This window comes from Streptococcus sp. CF8-6, assembly GCF_024295845.1.
Lineage (GTDB): Bacteria > Bacillota > Bacilli > Lactobacillales > Streptococcaceae > Streptococcus > Streptococcus oralis_BO.
Genome location: NZ_JANCOF010000009.1, coordinates 1 through 18601, shown reverse-complemented (window position 1 = coordinate 18601; position 18601 = coordinate 1). Strand labels below are relative to the sequence as shown.

General features: G+C 40.1%; 17 protein-coding genes. 15 read left to right on the top strand and 2 right to left on the bottom strand.

Annotated features, from left to right (window positions below; genetic code table 11):
* The first annotated feature begins 214 nt into the window (after positions 1-214).
* From NML69_RS09635 to NML69_RS09570, 14 genes are all read left to right on the top strand, one after another.
* Positions 215-775, top strand: coding sequence for a GNAT family N-acetyltransferase (locus tag NML69_RS09635; protein ID WP_198459257.1), 561 nt, complete (start codon positions 215-217; stop codon positions 773-775).
* Positions 775-1353 carry an AAA family ATPase gene (locus tag NML69_RS09630; protein WP_198459258.1) on the top strand — a complete coding sequence of 193 codons (579 nt, stop codon included), beginning with the start codon at positions 775-777 and terminating at the stop codon, positions 1351-1353. The genes NML69_RS09635 and NML69_RS09630 overlap by 1 nt, the downstream gene beginning before the upstream one ends.
* Positions 1346-3997, top strand: coding sequence for a valine--tRNA ligase (locus tag NML69_RS09625; RefSeq protein ID WP_254726616.1), 2652 nt, complete (start codon positions 1346-1348; stop codon positions 3995-3997). The genes NML69_RS09630 and NML69_RS09625 overlap by 8 nt, the downstream gene beginning before the upstream one ends.
* A gap of 92 nt (positions 3998-4089) precedes the next feature.
* Positions 4090-6951, top strand: a complete 2862-nt coding sequence (locus NML69_RS09620) for a hypothetical protein (RefSeq protein ID WP_198459260.1) — start codon at positions 4090-4092, stop codon at positions 6949-6951.
* 405 nt (positions 6952-7356) lie between these two features.
* Positions 7357-7947, top strand: a complete 591-nt coding sequence (gene rpoE, locus NML69_RS09615; RefSeq protein ID WP_000418417.1) for a DNA-directed RNA polymerase subunit delta — start codon at positions 7357-7359, stop codon at positions 7945-7947.
* A gap of 316 nt (positions 7948-8263) precedes the next feature.
* Entirely contained in the window at positions 8264-9871 is a 1608-nt protein-coding gene (locus tag NML69_RS09610; RefSeq protein WP_198459261.1) for a CTP synthase, read from the top strand.
* Positions 9872-10048: 177 nt separating this feature from the next.
* Positions 10049-10348 carry a DUF4651 domain-containing protein gene (locus NML69_RS09605; RefSeq protein WP_198459262.1) on the top strand — a complete coding sequence of 100 codons (300 nt, stop codon included), beginning with the start codon at positions 10049-10051 and terminating at the stop codon, positions 10346-10348.
* Positions 10345-10662 (top strand): thioredoxin family protein, encoded by a 318-nt coding sequence (locus NML69_RS09600; protein WP_254726614.1) that lies wholly within the window; start codon positions 10345-10347, stop codon positions 10660-10662. The genes NML69_RS09605 and NML69_RS09600 overlap by 4 nt, the downstream gene beginning before the upstream one ends.
* A gap of 15 nt (positions 10663-10677) precedes the next feature.
* Complete coding sequence (gene ytpR, locus NML69_RS09595) at positions 10678-11304, top strand: YtpR family tRNA-binding protein (RefSeq protein ID WP_254726626.1); 627 nt, start codon at positions 10678-10680, stop codon at positions 11302-11304.
* A gap of 41 nt (positions 11305-11345) precedes the next feature.
* Positions 11346-12107, top strand: a complete 762-nt coding sequence (locus NML69_RS09590; RefSeq protein WP_254726612.1) for an SDR family NAD(P)-dependent oxidoreductase — start codon at positions 11346-11348, stop codon at positions 12105-12107.
* A 77-nt stretch (positions 12108-12184) separates the two neighbouring features.
* On the top strand, positions 12185-12580 hold the full coding sequence (locus NML69_RS09585; RefSeq protein ID WP_000282459.1) for a single-stranded DNA-binding protein: 396 nt from the start codon (positions 12185-12187) through the stop codon (positions 12578-12580).
* Positions 12581-12875: 295 nt separating this feature from the next.
* Complete coding sequence (gene groES / locus NML69_RS09580) at positions 12876-13160, top strand: co-chaperone GroES (RefSeq protein WP_000917317.1); 285 nt, start codon at positions 12876-12878, stop codon at positions 13158-13160.
* A gap of 15 nt (positions 13161-13175) precedes the next feature.
* Positions 13176-14798: a chaperonin GroEL gene (gene groL, locus NML69_RS09575; protein WP_254726609.1), complete on the top strand. Its 1623-nt coding sequence runs from the start codon at positions 13176-13178 to the stop codon at positions 14796-14798.
* A 139-nt stretch (positions 14799-14937) separates the two neighbouring features.
* Positions 14938-15705 carry an epoxyqueuosine reductase QueH gene (locus NML69_RS09570; protein WP_254726607.1) on the top strand — a complete coding sequence of 256 codons (768 nt, stop codon included), beginning with the start codon at positions 14938-14940 and terminating at the stop codon, positions 15703-15705.
* Positions 15706-15774: 69 nt separating this feature from the next.
* Here NML69_RS09570 and NML69_RS09565 read toward each other — a convergent pair whose 3' ends face one another.
* Together NML69_RS09565 and recX are read right to left on the bottom strand one after the other, a co-directional pair.
* Entirely contained in the window at positions 15775-16308 is a 534-nt protein-coding gene (locus NML69_RS09565; RefSeq protein WP_000775318.1) for a DUF402 domain-containing protein, read from the bottom strand.
* 88 nt (positions 16309-16396) lie between these two features.
* A complete protein-coding gene (gene recX, locus NML69_RS09560; RefSeq protein ID WP_254726605.1) occupies positions 16397-17173 on the bottom strand; it encodes a recombination regulator RecX in 777 nt (258 codons plus the stop codon).
* Between the two features lie 37 nt (positions 17174-17210).
* Here recX and rlmD point away from each other — a divergent pair, with 37 nt between their 5' ends.
* Positions 17211-18593, top strand: coding sequence for a 23S rRNA (uracil(1939)-C(5))-methyltransferase RlmD (gene rlmD / locus NML69_RS09555; RefSeq protein WP_254726603.1), 1383 nt, complete (start codon positions 17211-17213; stop codon positions 18591-18593).
* Positions 18594-18601: the final 8 nt, after the last annotated feature.

The window sequence follows — 18601 nt, the reverse complement described above, 5'->3', positions numbered from 1 at the left end:
CCCACATTTTACAGAAAGTGGCGGTGCTGAGAAGTCCACAAATGTGTCAAAACTGGTTGCTGATGGATGAAAATGAAATAAAAGTGTCTTTGTATATCCTTCAAAGACAAGAGTTGCGGGCCTTGCCCGAAATTGGGTGGTACCGCGGATAAACACATTCGTCCCTGTCATGTAGATGGCAGGGGCGATTTTTTGTAGAAAGCGAGGTAGAAGGATGACAAGAGCAGAGTTACCAGAACGAATAGAGACCGAGCGTCTGGTCTTGCGAGTCCGTACCGTGGCTGATGTTGTGGATATCTTTGACTATGCCAGTAGGCCAGAAGTTTCCTATCCAGCAGGCTTTCACCCCGTCAAGAGCTTGGAAGATGAGATTTATTATCTGGAGCATATTCTGCCCGAGCGTAATGAAAAGAACAATCTCCCAGCGGGCTATGGAATTGTCGCTAAAGGAACCGATAAGGTCATCGGCTCTGTTGATTTCCCTCGTCGTCACGAGGATGATGTCTTGGAGATTGGCTATATCTTACATCCAGACCATTGGGGTCTAGGTTATGTTCCAGAAGCAGCGCGTGCCTTGATTGACCTAGCTTTTAAAAAATTGAATCTGCATAAGATTGAACTGACTTGTTTTGGCAACAATATCAAAAGTCAACGAGTCGCAGAGAAACTTGGCTTCACCCTCGAAGCTCGCATAAGAGACCGCAAAGATGCCCAAGGCAACCGCTGTGACAGTCTGATATATGGCTTGCTAAGGAGTGAGTGGGAGGTGATTTGATGCATCTTTTCATCATTGGGGCTCCAGCTTCTGGGAAAATGACGATTGGGCAAGAACTATCTCGAAAGACAAATGCTACCCTCTTTTATAACCATCAAGCCATCGATTTTGCACTAGAAATCTATCAGGACTATACAGAGGAAATGTGGGAATTTGTTCGTGGAATTACCTTTTCTTTTCTTGGAGCAAGTGCTAGGAATCAGCGATCTGTGATTTTAACAGACGTAATTGATTTTTCAAATCAGTACCAGCTGCTGTATTTGAAGCAAATTCAGGATTTGTTGGATGATTATCATCAAGAGATTCTGTTTGTTGAGTTGGAAACGACACTTGAAGAGCGCTTATGTCGAAATCGAACGGAGAATCGATTAAAGCATAAACCCTTAAAACGACATATTGAGGTATCTGAAAGAGAAATTTTGGAGACTGCTGAAACACTTCAATTAAATTCTCAACATCAACCGAATGAGTTGCACCACTACTTTAAAATAAATAATACGAATCTGTCTGCAGAAGAAGTTGCCAAGCAGATTCAAAATAAAATGAATACAATAGAGAAAGGACAAACACATGTCTAAACAACTTTCACCTAAATACAATCCAGCCGAGGTTGAGGCTGGTCGTTACCAAAAATGGCTTGATGCGGATGTTTTCAAGCCTTCAGGCGATCAAAAGGCTAAGCCTTATTCAATCGTGATTCCACCACCAAACGTAACTGGGAAACTCCACCTTGGTCACGCTTGGGATACAACTTTGCAGGATATCATCATTCGTCAAAAACGGATGCAAGGCTTTGACACGCTTTGGCTACCAGGAATGGACCACGCGGGTATCGCAACTCAAGCTAAGGTTGAGGAGCGCTTGCGTGGAGAGGGCATTAGCCGTTATGACCTCGGTCGTGAGTCTTTCTTGACGAAAGTCTGGGAATGGAAAGACGAATATGCCACTACTATCAAGGAACAATGGAGCAAGATGGGACTCTCTGTAGACTACTCTCGCGAACGGTTCACTCTTGACGAAGGCTTGTCAAAAGCCGTCCGCAAGGTTTTTGTCGAACTTTACAAGAAAGGCTGGATCTACCGTGGTGAGTTTATCATCAACTGGGACCCAGCAGCTCGCACAGCCCTTTCTGATATCGAGGTGATCCACAAGGATGTCGAAGGTGCCTTCTACCACATGAACTACATGCTGGAAGATGGTTCACGCGCCCTTGAAGTTGCGACAACTCGTCCTGAGACTATGTTTGGGGACGTTGCTGTTGCGGTCAATCCAGAAGACCCACGCTACAAGGACTTGATCGGTAAAAATGTCATCCTTCCAATCGCTAATAAATTGATTCCAATCGTTGGAGACGAACATGCCGATCCCGAGTTTGGAACTGGTGTCGTGAAAATCACGCCTGCCCACGATCCAAACGACTTCTTGGTTGGACAACGCCACAACTTGCCGCAAGTCAACGTCATGAACGATGACGGAACCATGAACGAGCTTGCCTTCGAGTTTGCAGGCATGGACCGTTTTGAAGCTCGTAAGGCAGTCGTTGCTAAGCTAGAAGAAATCGGTGCCCTTGTTAAAATCGAAAAACGTGTCCACAGCGTTGGTCACTCAGAACGTACTGGTGTAGTGGTTGAACCACGCTTGTCTACTCAGTGGTTCGTCAAGATGGACCAATTGGCGAAAAATGCTATTGCCAACCAAGACACAGAGGACAAGGTTGAATTCTACCCACCTCGTTTCAACGATACTTTCCTCCAATGGATGGAAAATGTACACGACTGGGTGATCTCTCGTCAGCTTTGGTGGGGTCACCAAATCCCAGCTTGGTACAATGCTGAGGGTGAAATCTATGTGGGCGAAGAAGCACCGGAAGGTGACGGATGGACTCAAGACGATGATGTACTTGATACGTGGTTCAGTTCTGCCCTTTGGCCATTCTCAACCATGGGTTGGCCGGATATAGACTCAGCAGACTTCAAGCGTTATTATCCAACATCAACCTTGGTGACTGGTTATGATATTATCCCATTCTGGGTATCTCGGATGATTTTCCAAGGTTTGGAATTTACTGGCAAGTCGCCATTCAAAAATGCCTTGATTCACGGTCTCATTCGTGACGAGCAAGGCCGCAAGATGTCCAAGTCTCTTGGTAACGGGATTGATCCAATGGATGTTATTGATAAATACGGAACAGATAGCCTGCGTTGGTTCCTTTCAAACGGTTCTGCCCCAGGGCAAGATGTCCGCTTCTCTTACGAAAAAATGGATGCTTCTTGGAACTTCATTAACAAGATCTGGAACATTTCTCGCTACATCCTCATGAACAATGAAGGCTTGACCCTTGAGCAAGCAACGGCCAATGTGGAAAAAGTTGTTAACAAGGAAGCTGGTAACGTCACTGACCGCTGGATTCTCCACAACCTCAATGAAACCATCGGAAAAGTCACTGAAAACTTTGACAAGTTTGAATTTGGTGTCGCTGGACACATCCTCTACAACTTCATCTGGGATGAGTTTGCGGACTGGTACGTTGAGTTGACCAAGGAAGTCCTTTATAGTGATAACGAAGAAGAGAAAGTTATTACACGTTCTGTTCTCCTTTACACTTTGGACAAGATCCTTCGTCTCCTTCACCCAATCATGCCATTCGTGACAGAGGAAATCTTTGGACAAATTTCAGAAGGCTCTATCGTTACAGCAGAATACCCAACTGTTAATCCAGCCTTTGAAGACCTTGCGGCTCACACTGGTGTGGAAAGCCTCAAAGACTTGATCCGCGCCGTTCGTAATGCGCGTGCGGAAGTGAACGTAGCACCAAGCAAGCCAATCACAATCCTTGTTAAGACAAGCGATAGCGACTTGGAAGCCTTCTTTAACAGTAATGTCAACTACATCAAACGCTTCACAAATCCAGAACACTTGGAAATTGCATCAACCATCCCTGCACCAGAACTGGCTATGTCAAGCGTCATCACAGGAGCAGAAATCTACTTGCCACTGGCAGACCTCCTCAATGTCGAAGAAGAACTCGCTCGTCTCGACAAGGAACTGGCTAAATGGCAAAAAGAACTGGACATGGTCGGCAAGAAGCTCTCTAACGAACGCTTCGTAGCCAATGCCAAACCAGAAGTCGTCCAAAAAGAACACGACAAACAAGCCGACTACCAAGCTAAGTACGACGCGACCGTAGCACGTATTGATGAGATGAAGAAGTTGGTGAAATAAACATAGAAACACGGTGGTAAGCCGTGTTTTTTTGGTATAATATCTATAATTTACAGTTGACATGCTGTTTCAAAAATGAAAAGGATTATCTTATGTTTTTTTATTTAATTCTATTACTATTCATTTCCATATTATGTTCATCTATAATATATTTTATTCCTTACCACATAATAAAATATTTTCAAAAAAGGAAGGCTATTGTAATAAATAATATTAACAAACTTTTAAATGGCGGAATTGGACAGTTTCCTAGAACAAATTTTGAAAAAATATTATTGAATTATAATGGATTTTCTAATAAGTTAAATGATATATATAATTTATATTTTAAGAAAAATCTGCATCACATAATCAAACTGAGCGTTATTTTTTATTATGTTTCATCTGTTTTGATTCAGAAAATATTTCATGTAAAATTTTTAAATTTATCCTTACTATCATTTCTTGACATTTCTTCTTTTGTTGTTGGTGTTTTGGGAATGTATGGCATTTATATTGGTTTTTTACAGTATACTACAGAGAATAATGAACGAGGGAAGTATCTTGGAAAAAATAAAACAAGCTATGTGTTGAAAGATTTTTTCTGGTATCGTTTTAGTCAAAGTAAAGCGTTTATATTTTCATTGCTAGTTCTTACAATAGTTCCAAATATTATAAAGTTATCACTTCTAACTAATGAAGTGAATCTATATCTAGTTTATCTATGGCAAAGTTCACTACTTTTGTTATTAATTGCTTTTGTATTTCTTCTGAAAATGAGTTTATTTTTGATTAGTATTATATCGACAATAAATTCTGGAGTAGACTATAATTTACAAAGTATAATAAGAGAAAGAATACAAGAGGAATATACTCAAAAATTTTGGATAGAATTTCAAAAAGACTTATATATCAAAAAAATTGATAAAATAGATAGAGAATATACTTTAATTGAATGTTTAATTTATAAATTAAGTTTTTTTAGAAATCATCAATTTATGAGGAAACAATTGCTTTATGATAATTTAGAACCTAGATTCCTATATAATTGGCTAAAGTATGATACAAGGAATTTATCAGAATTTGAAAAGAAAGAATTTATAGAGTTAGTATTTATAGGAATACAAAAAGATGTTTATCAAAAAATAGGTGATAAAAACAAGAAGATAATAAAAAATATTGAGGAATTTCATAGATTTTATAGATTGTTTGTGGAACTGAAATGGAGATTGTTTGTCTCAGATGATAAAAGGTATAGAATTACTAGAAAGAAGCCATCTAATTTGGATATAATTCTTCCTTTTAAATCATGGTATATTTTATTGAATCATGATATCGAAATATTTAATGAATTGTTCAAAAACTTTGACAACGAACAGATATATAATTACTATGTAAAACCAATTAAACAACAGCTTTTAGGATCTACTTTTAGAAGAAAAAATTCTTTGAAGTTTTCAGATAAAACTGTAGAGAATTCTCTTTGGAAAATGATTTTTAGACATCCTCAGCTTGATATGCAAAGAGTATATGATGGGTTAATTATATCGACCAAAAAAATAATAGATAATCATAATCTGTATAAAATATCTGTTAAGAAAAATGGAAATTCTAGGGTATTAAAATTATCAAATTTCCAATATGTCAGATTGAAAGAAAATCGAATTAAGGATAATATAAAAAGTTCCAAAAGATTCAGTAATTTTAAGTTTTATGAGGAAGAATTTGAATATTTTAAATGGTATCAGTTCTGGAAGCAAAAGAATTTATTTCAAAATAATGTTAATTATAATACAAACATTTTTAGGGGTTCAGAACGAACGTTTAATGAGTATTCAAAAGTGTTATTTGAGTCTTTAGAGTATTCTTATGAGCAGTTTAATCAATACCAAAAAAACTGTATATTAAGTATGAATAATGAATACAGTCTTGCTTTTATGTTATATCAATTGTTATATACCGATTATACAGAATGGGACGATAACATTGAATTTTATGATGCTGAGATTAAAAAATTAATGAATTGCGATGAAGAACAACAAAATTATCTTTTTTATCAAGCTAAAGATATAATCTTAAGAACAAATATTAGCGATCGTATTACAGATGAAATTTTAGATAAATTATGGACAAAACGAAATGAAAAAATAACAGGTTTTTATTGGTTTAATCAGTTTGGTAGAAGGCATCAAATGTCAGAACTTAAAATTGTATATGTTCAATGGTTATTGTCAGGTAAAAAATTTCCATTCTCAAGCAGATTTAACTTTATATATGATTCATTCAGCTTTGGTAAAGTGGTAACAAGAGCGAAGAACAGTGAAAAATGTATAAAAGTCTCTGTTAATAAATTACATTGGAAACGTGTTAGCAATAAAAAGAAAATGGATAACTTTTGTAGAGAATATTTGCTACTTACTGATAAGTTAGATTCAATTTTCACAAATGATTTTTATTCGGACAAGCAAAATGATATACAATTATCAGTTGAATATCTTTTGAATACGAATAAAGTTGGCCTATCAAATGTAATAGCAAACCTATCAGTATCAAGTTTATTACGCCTTGAGCAGATATTAATATTTAGGGTCCAACATAATAATGGATATTTTAACTATACTAGTAGAACAATTTTTGATTCCATGACTTCTAACAGTCCATTTTATTGGTCTGGTGGGGAAGGAGTATTAGGATTTTATATCCTCAAAACTATTGATAGTTTTTATCAAGATTTATATTTGGATACACAATTTATAGAGGGGTTTAAATGGAAAATGATTTCTACTTTAAATTCTCAAAATATGATGATTGATGAGTATGTTGAAGTAATCTCACAAAAAGTTTCAATCGTAGACAGTGTTTCTAAGTTTCAAAAAGAAGAAATTATTCGTAAATTAAATGACTTGTTATACAATACTGAAACAAAGAGTAATCAGAGTAAGTTAGCTCATAAGAAAATATACAGATATAGGTAGCGGTGCTAAATACCTCATTTTAATTTATATAACAGACAGATAAATTTTCTTCTCTGGAAAAAGTAAAATCTAAATCAACAATAGTCATGTAAAGTAATAGTTTAATATTTGATTGGGTTATATCTTTTTGAATGAAAATTATAAGCAAAAGATTTATTCGTCTTATACTGGAAAAATCAATATTTTAGAAATCATCTTATCACATAAAAAACTCAGTCAATTTGTTCTTACAACTCCACCAATCGACTCCATCGGCTGGGTAGCAAAGAAATAAAAAGTCCTGTCACTTTCTCCCATTTAACCTTTGACTATTCCGCAAAATTATCGTACAATAAAGAGTACATGATAAAATGAGGTCAGAGTCTGTTTGCTCTGGCGATAGTAGTATAAATGAGGAGAAACGCTTTGGAATTAGAAGTATTTGCTGGGCAAGAAAAAAGTGAACTATCTATGATTGAGGTAGCGCGTGCTATCTTGGAACTTCGTGGTCGCGATCATGAGATGCATTTTAGTGATCTTGTAAACGAAATTCAAAACTACCTTGGAACATCAAACAGCGATATCCGCGAAGCTTTGCCTTTGTTCTACACAGAGTTGAACTTTGACGGTAGCTTCATCTCTCTTGGAGACAACAAATGGGGGCTTCGTTCATGGTATGGTGTGGACGAAATCGACGAAGAAATCATCGCTCTTGAAGAAAGTGACGACGATGAAGTAGCACCAAAAGCTAAGAAAAAACGCGTCAATGCCTTTATGGATGGCGACTCAGATGCCATTGACTACAACGCAGATGATCCAGAAGACGAAGATGCATACGAAGCAGATCCAGCTCTTTCATATGATGATGAAAATCCAGATGATGAGAAAAATGAAGTGGAAGCTTACGATGCAGAAATCAACGAAATCGCTCCTGATGACTTGGGTGAAGACGTGGATCTTAACGAAGAAGACGATGAGTTTTCTGACGATGATACTGAAACGAGTGAAGAAGAGTAAAAGACTTCACAGAGGAGATCGCCTGATCTCTTTTTTTGTTGCTAGAGCAGGTCATCCGTTTGGATGTGGATCTTTAGTTGGTTTTCTGAAAACAATCTCCTTTTTTCATCTTTTACCGATTCGGGTTGACAAATGTTCTGCTTTGAGGTATCATATTGTTCGGGCACCTCTTTTAGAGGTCGGGGCTCCCTAGTTACTAGGGAGCTATTTTTGTTTTTTCAGGAAGTTTTCTTGAAAAGTCGTTATTCATAAGGGTCTTGTTTTCGATCTCCCCTCGTAGTTAACAAGGCCTTGAGCATTTTAGAAAGAGGAATCTATGTCTACGAAATATATTTTTGTAACTGGTGGTGTGGTGTCGTCTATTGGGAAAGGGATTGTTGCAGCAAGTCTGGGCCGTCTCTTGAAAAATCGTGGTCTCAAAGTAACCATTCAAAAATTTGACCCTTATATCAATATCGACCCGGGAACCATGAGCCCTTACCAGCATGGGGAAGTCTTTGTAACGGATGATGGGGCTGAGACCGACTTGGACTTAGGTCACTATGAACGTTTCATCGATATCAACCTCAACAAATATTCCAACGTGACAACTGGTAAAATTTACAGTGAAGTTCTTCGTAAAGAGCGCCGTGGAGAATACCTTGGGGCAACTGTTCAGGTTATTCCTCATATCACAGATGCTTTGAAAGAAAAAATCAAGCGTGCCGCTGTAACGACCGACTCGGATGTCATTATCACAGAGGTTGGTGGAACCGTTGGGGATATCGAGTCCTTGCCATTCCTAGAGGCTCTTCGTCAGATGAAGGCAGATGTGGGTGCAGATAATGTCATGTACATCCATACAACCTTGCTTCCATACCTCAAGGCTGCTGGTGAGATGAAAACCAAACCGACTCAGCATTCTGTAAAAGAATTGCGTGGATTGGGAATCCAGCCAAATATGTTGGTTATTCGTACGGAGAAACCAGCTGGCCAAGGAATTAAAAACAAACTAGCTCAGTTTTGTGACGTGGCTCCAGAAGCTGTTATCGAGTCTTTGGATGTCGAACACCTTTACCAAATTCCATTGAATTTGCAGGCACAAGGTATGGACCAAATTGTCTGTGACCATTTGAAACTAGACGCACCAGTAGCGGATATGACAGAGTGGTCAGCCATGGTGGACAAGGTCATGAACCTGAAAAAACAAGTCAAGATCTCCCTCGTTGGTAAGTATGTGGAGTTGCAAGATGCCTACATCTCAGTGGTCGAAGCCTTGAAACACTCTGGTTATGCCAACGACGCAGAAGTGAAGATCAATTGGATTAATGCCAATGATGTGACAGCAGAGAATGTAGCAGAACTCTTGTCTGATGCAGATGGCATCATTGTGCCAGGTGGTTTTGGTCAACGTGGTACGGAAGGGAAAATCCAAGCCATTCGCTATGCGCGTGAGAATGATGTCCCAATGTTGGGAGTCTGCTTGGGAATGCAGTTGACTTGTATCGAGTTTGCTCGTAACGTTTTAGGTCTTGAAGGTGCCAATTCTGCAGAACTTGCACCAGAAACAAAATATCCTATCATTGATATTATGCGTGACCAGGTTGATGTTGAGGATATGGGTGGAACTCTTCGTTTGGGACTTTATCCATCTAAGTTGAAACGTGGCTCTAAAGCAGCGGCTGCTTATCACAATCAAGAAGTGGTGCAACGCCGTCACCGTCACCGTTATGAGTTTAACAACGCCTTTCGTGAACAGTTTGAGACAGCAGGTTTTGTCTTCTCAGGTGTTTCTCCAGACAATCGTTTGGTCGAAATTGTGGAAATTCCTGAAAATAAATTCTTTGTGGCTTGTCAGTATCACCCTGAACTTTCCAGTCGTCCGAACCGTCCAGAAGAACTCTACACTGCCTTTGTTACTGCAGCAGTCGAGAACAGTAATTAGCACAATCAGAACCTTTGAGAAGAATCTCAGAGGTTTTTTAATTCATTCAGGAAAGTCTTGCTAACTCAGGCGCTTGGCAATAAGAATCAGAAGTCTTCTTTCCTCACCGAGGGAAGAGGTTTTTTACTTGCTTTTCTGCTACTTCCTCATTTGTCCTAGAGCCCTTTTTGTGTTACAATGAATGGTATGAAAGCTAAGAAATTATGGATGACTGGCTTGACTGTGGCTGGTCTAAGTGCCCTTGCTTTAGGGGCTAAAAAAGCAGCAGATAACCACAAACTCATGAAGACTCAAGAAGAGTTGACCGCTATCGTGCGCGAACTTTTCTCAGATATGGGTGAGATTGCGACTATTTATGTTCAAGTCTACGAAAGTAGCCTAGAGCGACTCGTCGGAGGAGTCATTTTCGAGGATGGCCGTCACTATACCTTTGTCTATGAAAATGAAGACCTAGTCTATGAGGAGGAAGTCTTATGATTACTCCTAGTAGTATAGAAGAGCTAGCAGGTTTTGTCGAGCAAGATGGCAAGAAGGTCTTCCTTTTTGTGGCGGACTGGTGTGGCGATTGTCGCTATATCTATCCATCCTTGCCAGAGATTGAGGAGACCAATCCAGAGTTCACCTTTATTCGAGTGGACCGTGACCAGTACATGGATCTATCCAAACTCTGGGATGTGTACGGCATTCCTAGCCTTGTTGTGCTAGAAAAGGACAAGGAAATCGGTCGTTTTGTCAATCGCGACCGTAAAAGCAAGGAACAAATTAACGACTTTTTAGCAGGACTGAAATAGGAGAAAATGGAAACAATGATTTTTACATATAACAAAGAGCATGTTGGCGATGTCCTTATGATCATCGTGAAAAACAGCGGAGATGCCAAACTGGACGTGGAGCGTAAAGGCAAAGTAGCCCGTGTTTTCCTCAAAGAAAATGGAGAAACAGTAGCTTGGAATATTTTCGAAATTTCAAGTTTGTTTGAAATTGCAGAGCGTGGTCAAGTCTTTTTGACAGATGAACAAGTAGAACGTTTGAACCAAGAATTGCGAGCGGAAGGCTTTGCAGAAGAGATTGTCAATGACAAAGAACCTAAGTTTGTTGTCGGTGAGATTATCGAGATGGTAGCTCATCCAGATAGTGACCACCTCAACATCTGCCAAGTTGCAGTCGCAAGTGACAAGACAGTGCAAATCGTGGCAGGAGCACCTAATGCGCGTGTTGGGTTGAAAACCATTGTAGTTCTTCCTGGAGCGATGATGCCAAAAGGCAATCTCATTTTCCCAGGCGAACTTCGTGGCGAAAAGAGTTTTGGCATGATGTGCAGTCCTCGTGAATTGAATTTGCCAAATGCTCCGCAAAAACGTGGGGTTATTGAATTATCAGAAGACCAAGTTGTCGGAACTCCATTTGACCCAGCTAAACATTGGACTGCCTAGGAAATTGTCAGTGTTTGATAGACCAGATAGAGGGGGATAAGATGGCGAAAAATGTAGTGATTACAGGGGCTACCTCAGGAATCGGTGAAGCGATTGCGCGTGCTTATCTGGAGCAGGGGGCGAATGTCGTTCTAACAGGGCGACGGACAGACAGACTAGAGACACTCAAGTCAGAGTTTGCAGAAACTTTTCCAAATCAAACAGTTTGGACCTTTGCACTGGATGTCACGGATATGACTATGGTCAAGACTGTTTGCTCCGATATTTTGGAAACGATAGGGCAGATTGATATCTTGGTCAATAACGCTGGACTAGCTCTTGGCTTGGCTCCCTATCAGGACTATGAAGAGTTGGATATGCTGACCATGCTGGATACCAATGTGAAGGGTTTGATGGCGGTTACTCGCTGTTTCTTGCCTTCTATGGTAAAAGCCAATCAGGGACATATTATCAATATGGGATCAACCGCAGGAATCTATGCCTATGCGGGTGCAGCAGTTTATTCAGCCACCAAGGCAGCAGTTAAGACTTTTTCAGATGGACTGCGAATTGATACGATCGCAACGGACATCAAGGTGACAACCATTCAGCCAGGAATTGTCGAAACAGATTTCTCTACAGTTCGTTTTCATGGTGACAAAGAGCGTGCTGCCACCGTCTATCAGGGAATTGAGGCCTTGCAAGCTCAGGATATTGCAGATACAGTGATCTATGTGACCAGTCAGCCTCGTCGTGTGCAGATTACAGATATGACCATTATGGCCAATCAACAGGCGACAGGTTTCATGGGGCATAAAAAATAAAAAATTTTCTCGAAAAGTTACAAATTTTTGTAACTTTTTTTGATTCCTTACGAATAGATAAGTAGGAGGAAGAAAATATGTATAATAAAGTTATCATGATTGGGCGCTTGACGTCTACACCAGAATTGCACAAAACAAACAACGACAAGTCAGTGGCGCGAGCAACTATCGCTGTGAACCGTCGTTACAAAGACCAAAACGGGGAACGTGAAGCTGACTTTGTCAATCTTGTTCTTTGGGGGAAATTGGCTGAAACCTTGGCAAGCTACGCAACTAAAGGTAGTCTTATCTCTGTGGATGGAGAACTTCGTACTCGTCGCTTCGAGAAAAATGGCCAGATGAACTATGTGACTGAAGTCCTTGCCACAGGATTCCAACTTTTGGAAAGCCGTGCCCAACGTGCTATGCGTGAAAATAATGCAGGACAGGATTTGGCAGACTTGGTTTTGGAAGAGGAAGAATTGCCATTTTAATACTCTTCGAAAATCTCTTCAAACCACGTCAGCTGGTATAGGTAACTGACTTCGTCAGTCTTATCTACAACCTCAAAACAGTGCTTTGAGCAACCTGCGGCTAGCTTCCTAGTTTGCTCTTTGATTTTCATTGAGTATAAACATTGAAAAGTCTGAGTTGGTCTCAGACTTTTTATCTTGCCAAAGTCAGACTTTTTTCTTGACTATTTCTGACCAAGTGATACAATAGAACTATGAATTAGCACTCATATATAAAGAGTGCTAATAATATGTAGTTTATCATGGAGGAAAACAGATGTTGAAACCATTAGGAGACCGTGTGGTCTTGAAAATCGAAGAAAAAGAACAAACTGTTGGAGGCTTTGTCCTTGCGGGCTCAGCCCAAGAAAAAACCAAAACTGCCCAAGTTATAGCTACAGGACAAGGTGTTCGCACCTTGAATGGTGACTTGGTTGCTCCAAGCGTTAAGGCTGGAGACCGTGTCTTAGTTGAAGCCCACGCTGGTATTGATGTCAAAGATGGCGATGAAAAGTACATTATCGTAGGCGAAGCCAATATTTTGGCAATCATTGAAGAATAGAAGGAGAAAGTAAGTATGTCAAAAGAAATTAAATTTTCATCTGATGCTCGTTCAGCTATGGTTCGTGGTGTCGATATCCTAGCAGACACAGTTAAAGTAACCTTAGGCCCAAAAGGTCGTAACGTTGTGTTGGAAAAATCATTCGGTTCACCATTGATTACCAATGACGGTGTGACCATTGCCAAAGAAATAGAGTTGGAAGACCATTTTGAAAATATGGGTGCTAAATTGGTATCAGAAGTAGCTTCAAAAACCAATGATATCGCAGGTGATGGAACCACAACTGCGACTGTCTTGACCCAAGCCATCGTCCGTGAAGGAATCAAAAACGTCACAGCAGGTGCCAATCCAATCGGTATCCGTCGAGGGATTGAAGCAGCGGTTGCCGCAGCTGTAGAAGTCTTGAAAAACAATGCCATCCCTGTTGCCAATAAAGAAGCCATCGCACAGGTTGCTGCCGTATCTTCTCGTTCTGAGAAAGTCGGCGAATACATCTCTGAAGCCATGGAAAAAGTTGGTAAAGATGGTGTCATCACTATTGAAGAGTCACGTGGTATGGAAACAGAACTTGAAGTTGTTGAAGGAATGCAGTTCGACCGCGGTTACCTATCGCAGTACATGGTGACAGATAGCGAAAAAATGGTGGCTGATCTTGAAAATCCATACATTTTGATTACTGACAAGAAGATTTCCAATATCCAAGAAATCTTGCCACTTCTAGAAAGCATTCTCCAAAGCAATCGTCCACTCTTGATTATTGCGGATGATGTAGATGGTGAAGCTCTTCCGACTCTTGTATTGAACAAGATTCGTGGAACCTTCAACGTAGTAGCAGTTAAGGCACCTGGTTTTGGTGACCGTCGTAAGGCTATGTTGGAAGATATCGCTATCTTGACAGGTGGAACAGTTATCACAGAAGATCTTGGTCTTGAGTTGAAGGACGCTACTATTGAGGCGCTTGGTCAAGCAGCGAGAGTAACTGTGAACAAAGATAGCACTGTTATCGTAGAAGGTGCTGGAAATCCTGAAGCTATTTCTCACCGTGTTGCGGTTATCAAGTCTCAAATCGAAACTACAACTTCTGAATTTGATCGTGAAAAATTGCAAGAACGCTTGGCAAAATTGTCAGGTGGTGTCGCAGTCATCAAGGTCGGTGCTGCAACTGAAACTGAGTTGAAAGAAATGAAACTCCGCATTGAAGATGCCCTCAACGCTACTCGTGCAGCCGTTGAAGAAGGAATCGTTGCAGGTGGTGGAACAGCTCTTGTAAATGTCATCCCAGCCGTAGCTGATTTGGAATTGACAGGAGATGAAGCGACAGGACGCAATATTGTTCTCCGTGCCTTGGAAGAGCCTGTTCGTCAAATCGCCCACAATGCGGGATTCGAAGGTTCTATTGTTATTGACCGCTTGAAGAATGCGGAAGTTAGCACAGGCTTCAACGCAGCAACTGGCGAGTGGGTTAACATGATTGAAGAGGGAATCATTGACCCAGTTAAGGTTAGTCGTTCTGCCCTTCAAAATGCAGCCTCTGTAGCCAGCTTGATTTTAACAACAGAAGCAGTCGTAGCCAATAAACCAGAACCAGTAACCCCAGCTCCAGCCATGGATCCAAGCATGATGGGTGGAATGATGTAAGCTGTTTATACTAAGCAATTCATAAAAAACACAAAAGGAGGGAATGAGCATCCCTCCTTTTATCGCTTCCTTTTTATAAAATCGATTTGAGCTGGTTGGTGATATATGGTAAAATAATTAATAGTAAAAGGAGAAGAACATGATTGATGTAGAAGAAATTCTGAGCAAGATGAATCCCAATCAGAAGATTAATTATGACCGTGTCATGCAGAAAATGGTTCAGGTTTGGGAAAAGAATGAGGAACGGCCAACTATTCTCATGCATGTTTGCTGTGCTCCTTGTAGTACCTACACCCTCGAGTATCTGACCAAATACGCTGATGTGACCATCTATTTCGCCAATTCCAATATCCACCCCAAGGCAGAATACCACAAGCGGGCTTATGTCACCAAAAAATTTGTCAGTGATTTCAATGAGCGAACAGGAAATACGGTTCAGTACCTAGAAGCTCCCTACGAACCAAATGAATACCGTCAGTTAGTCAGAGGCCTAGAGGAAGAACCTGAAGGTGGCGACCGTTGCAAGGTTTGTTTTGACTATCGTTTGGACAAAACAGCGCAAGTGGCTATGGATTTGGGCTTTGACTACTTTGGTTCAGCCTTGACCATCAGTCCCCATAAGAATTCTCAAACCATCAATAGCATCGGAATTGATGTGCAAAAGATTTATACGACCCACTATCTCCCAAGTGATTTCAAGAAAAATCAAGGTTACAAGCGTTCGGTGGAGATGTGCGAGGAGTATGATATTTATCGTCAATGTTATTGTGGATGCGTCTATGCAGCTCAAGCCCAGAACATTGATCTTGTTCAGGTTAAGAAGGATGCCACGGCTTTCTTGTTGGATAAGGATGTTGAAAAAGACTATTCCCACATCAAGTTTACTGTTACTAAATTAGATATATAGCAATTAACCCAGCTTTCAGGCTGGGTTTTTCAAATAAAAAACCAGGGCTCTCACCCCGGTTTGACAACTTTACCGATTCTTTAGTTCTATGTAGCGTTTGTACCAAATGTTGACATAGGCCTCTGAGAAAGGACCGCGTCCATTGTTGATCCAATCAACAAGGATTTTAACATGTTCTTTCAAAATATAGTCTAAATCATCAGAATACTTCATTTTGCGTTTATGGCGCTCATACTCTTCAACGTCCAAGAGACGCTTTTCACCATCAGTGAAAACCTTGACATCCAAATCATAATCAATGTATTTCAGGGCTTCCTCATCTAGATAGTAGGGGCTGGCCATATTGCAATAGTAGGAAATCCCATTATCACGAATCATGGCAATGATATTAAACCAATATTTTTTGTGAAAGTAAACAATAGCGGGTTCTCGAGTCACCCAACGACGGCCGTCACTTTCGGTAACAAGTGTGTGGTCGTTGACGCCTATAATAGCGTTCTCTGTTGTTTTTAGTACCATGGTGTCCCGCCAAGTACGGTGAAGACTCCCATCATGCTTATAACTTTGAATTGTAATAAAGTCGCCTTCTTTTGGAAGTTTCATAACTAACCAACTTTCTACAATTTATAAGTTTATCGTCTACTATTATATCATAAATTGGTCTAATTTTTTTGAATTTTACCTGAAAATGTTAAAGATATTCTCTGAGAGCGCTGGCTATATCCGAAAAATCATAGCCTTTTCGAGCTAAAACTTGGGTTAAACGCTGTTTAAGTTCGTATCCTTCATACTTTCGAGCATACTTAGCATATTGTTTGTCTAGCTCTTTAAAAATGAGTTCTTGAGTCGTTTCTTGGTCGACTTGACTGTCCAAGTCGTCAAAGACATTCTTAGCATCAGAATAGGAGAAGCCTTTGTTCGTCAAGCTTTGAATGATCTTATCCTGCAAGGCACGAGCGGGAAGCTTTCCATTGTATTTTTTTAGAAGTTTCTCCGCCACACGTTGAGCAACCTCCGAAAAATCAAAATCCTTTAAAACCTCTTCAATCGTTGATTTGGCAATCCCTTTTTGAGACAGTTTTTGAGCTAGCACATAAGGTCCCTTATCTCCAGAGAGTTGATTTGCGTTGATAATAGAGTAGACATACTGACGATCATTTATCCAGTTATCTTCTCTAAGATTAGCGATAACTTGACTAATGATTTTTTCTTCAATATCATACTTTTTCAGGTACTCTCGCACTTCCTTTTCGGTACGAGCCTTGAAGGATAAATGGTAGAGAGCGAGGTTCTTACCATAAGAAAACTGTGCAAAGCCCTGTATCTCGATTAATTCTTCCTTGCTAACCACCTTATCTTTGGACAACATAAAACGGACAATGGTATCTTCCGTGATATAAGAGGTTTGCTGTCCATCTAACTCCATCAAGTAGAGACGTTTTTTCTTTTCAAGTTTTGTGATTTTCATAGTTCTATTATACCCTAAAATGTGATAAGATAGGGGTATGAATCTGAAAGTCAAACAAAAAATACCTTTAAAAATCAAGCGGATGGGCATCAATGGCGAGGGAATCGGATTTTACCAAAAAACTTTAGTATTTGTGCCTGGAGCCCTCAAAGGAGAAGACATCTATTGTCAAATTACTTCTATTAAACGCAACTTTGTTGAAGCCAAATTACTAAAGGTTAATAAGAAGTCTAAATTTCGAGTCGTACCAGCTTGTACGATTTATAATGAATGTGGTGGTTGCCAAATCATGCACCTCCACTATGATAAACAGTTAGAGTTCAAAACGGATCTGCTCCACCAAGCCCTGAAAAAATTTGCCCCTGCGGGATATGAAAACTATGAAATCCGTCCAACTATCGGAATGCAGGAACCCAAGTACTACCGTGCTAAGCTTCAATTCCAGACTCGGAAATTTAAAAATCAGGTCAAGGCAGGTTTGTATGCGCAAAACTCTCATTATCTCGTAGAGTTGAAAGACTGCTTGGTGCAAGATAAGGAAACCCAAGTAATAGCGAATCGCCTAGCTGAACTTCTTACTTACCACCAAATTCCAATTACAGATGAGAGAAAAACGCTCGGTGTTCGCACCATCATGGTACGCAGAGCAAGAAAAACGGGGCAAGTTCAGATTATCATTGTCACAAATCGCCAGCTTAATTTAAATCAACTGGTCGAAGATTTAGTCAATGATTTTCCAGAAGTTGTCACGGTTGCTGTCAATACAAATACAGCAAAAACAAGTGAAATCTATGGTGAAAAGACGGAAATTATCTGGGGCCAAGAGAGCATTCAAGAAGGAGTACTCGACTATGAGTTTTCTCTCTCGCCCCGAGCTTTTTATCAACTTAATCCGGAGCAGACAGAAATTCTCTATAGTGAAGCAATTAAGGCTCTGGATGTCAGCAAAGAAGACCATCTAATCGATGCCTATTGCGGTGTTGGGACGATCGGATTTGCCTTCGCAAATAAGGTCAAGAGTCTCAGAGGAATGGATATTATTCCAGAAGCCATTGAAGATGCTAAGCGAAATGCTCAGAGAATGGGGTTTGACAATACCCATTACGAAGCGGGAACAGCTGAAGAGATTATTCCACGCTGGTATAAAGATGGCTACCGAGCGGATGCTTTGATAGTCGACCCTCCTCGTACAGGCTTAGATGATAAGCTACTGGAAACCATTCTGACCTATGTTCCAGAAAAAATGGTCTATGTATCCTGCAATGTTTCGACCTTGGCACGAGATTTGGTCAAACTAGTAAAAGTCTATGACCTCCAGTATATCCAGTCGGTCGATATGTTTCCCCACACTGCACGAACAGAAGCCGTGGCTAAGTTAGTGAGGAAAAGAAAAATCAAATTCACTGAAAAAAGTTCTTGACAAAGGCG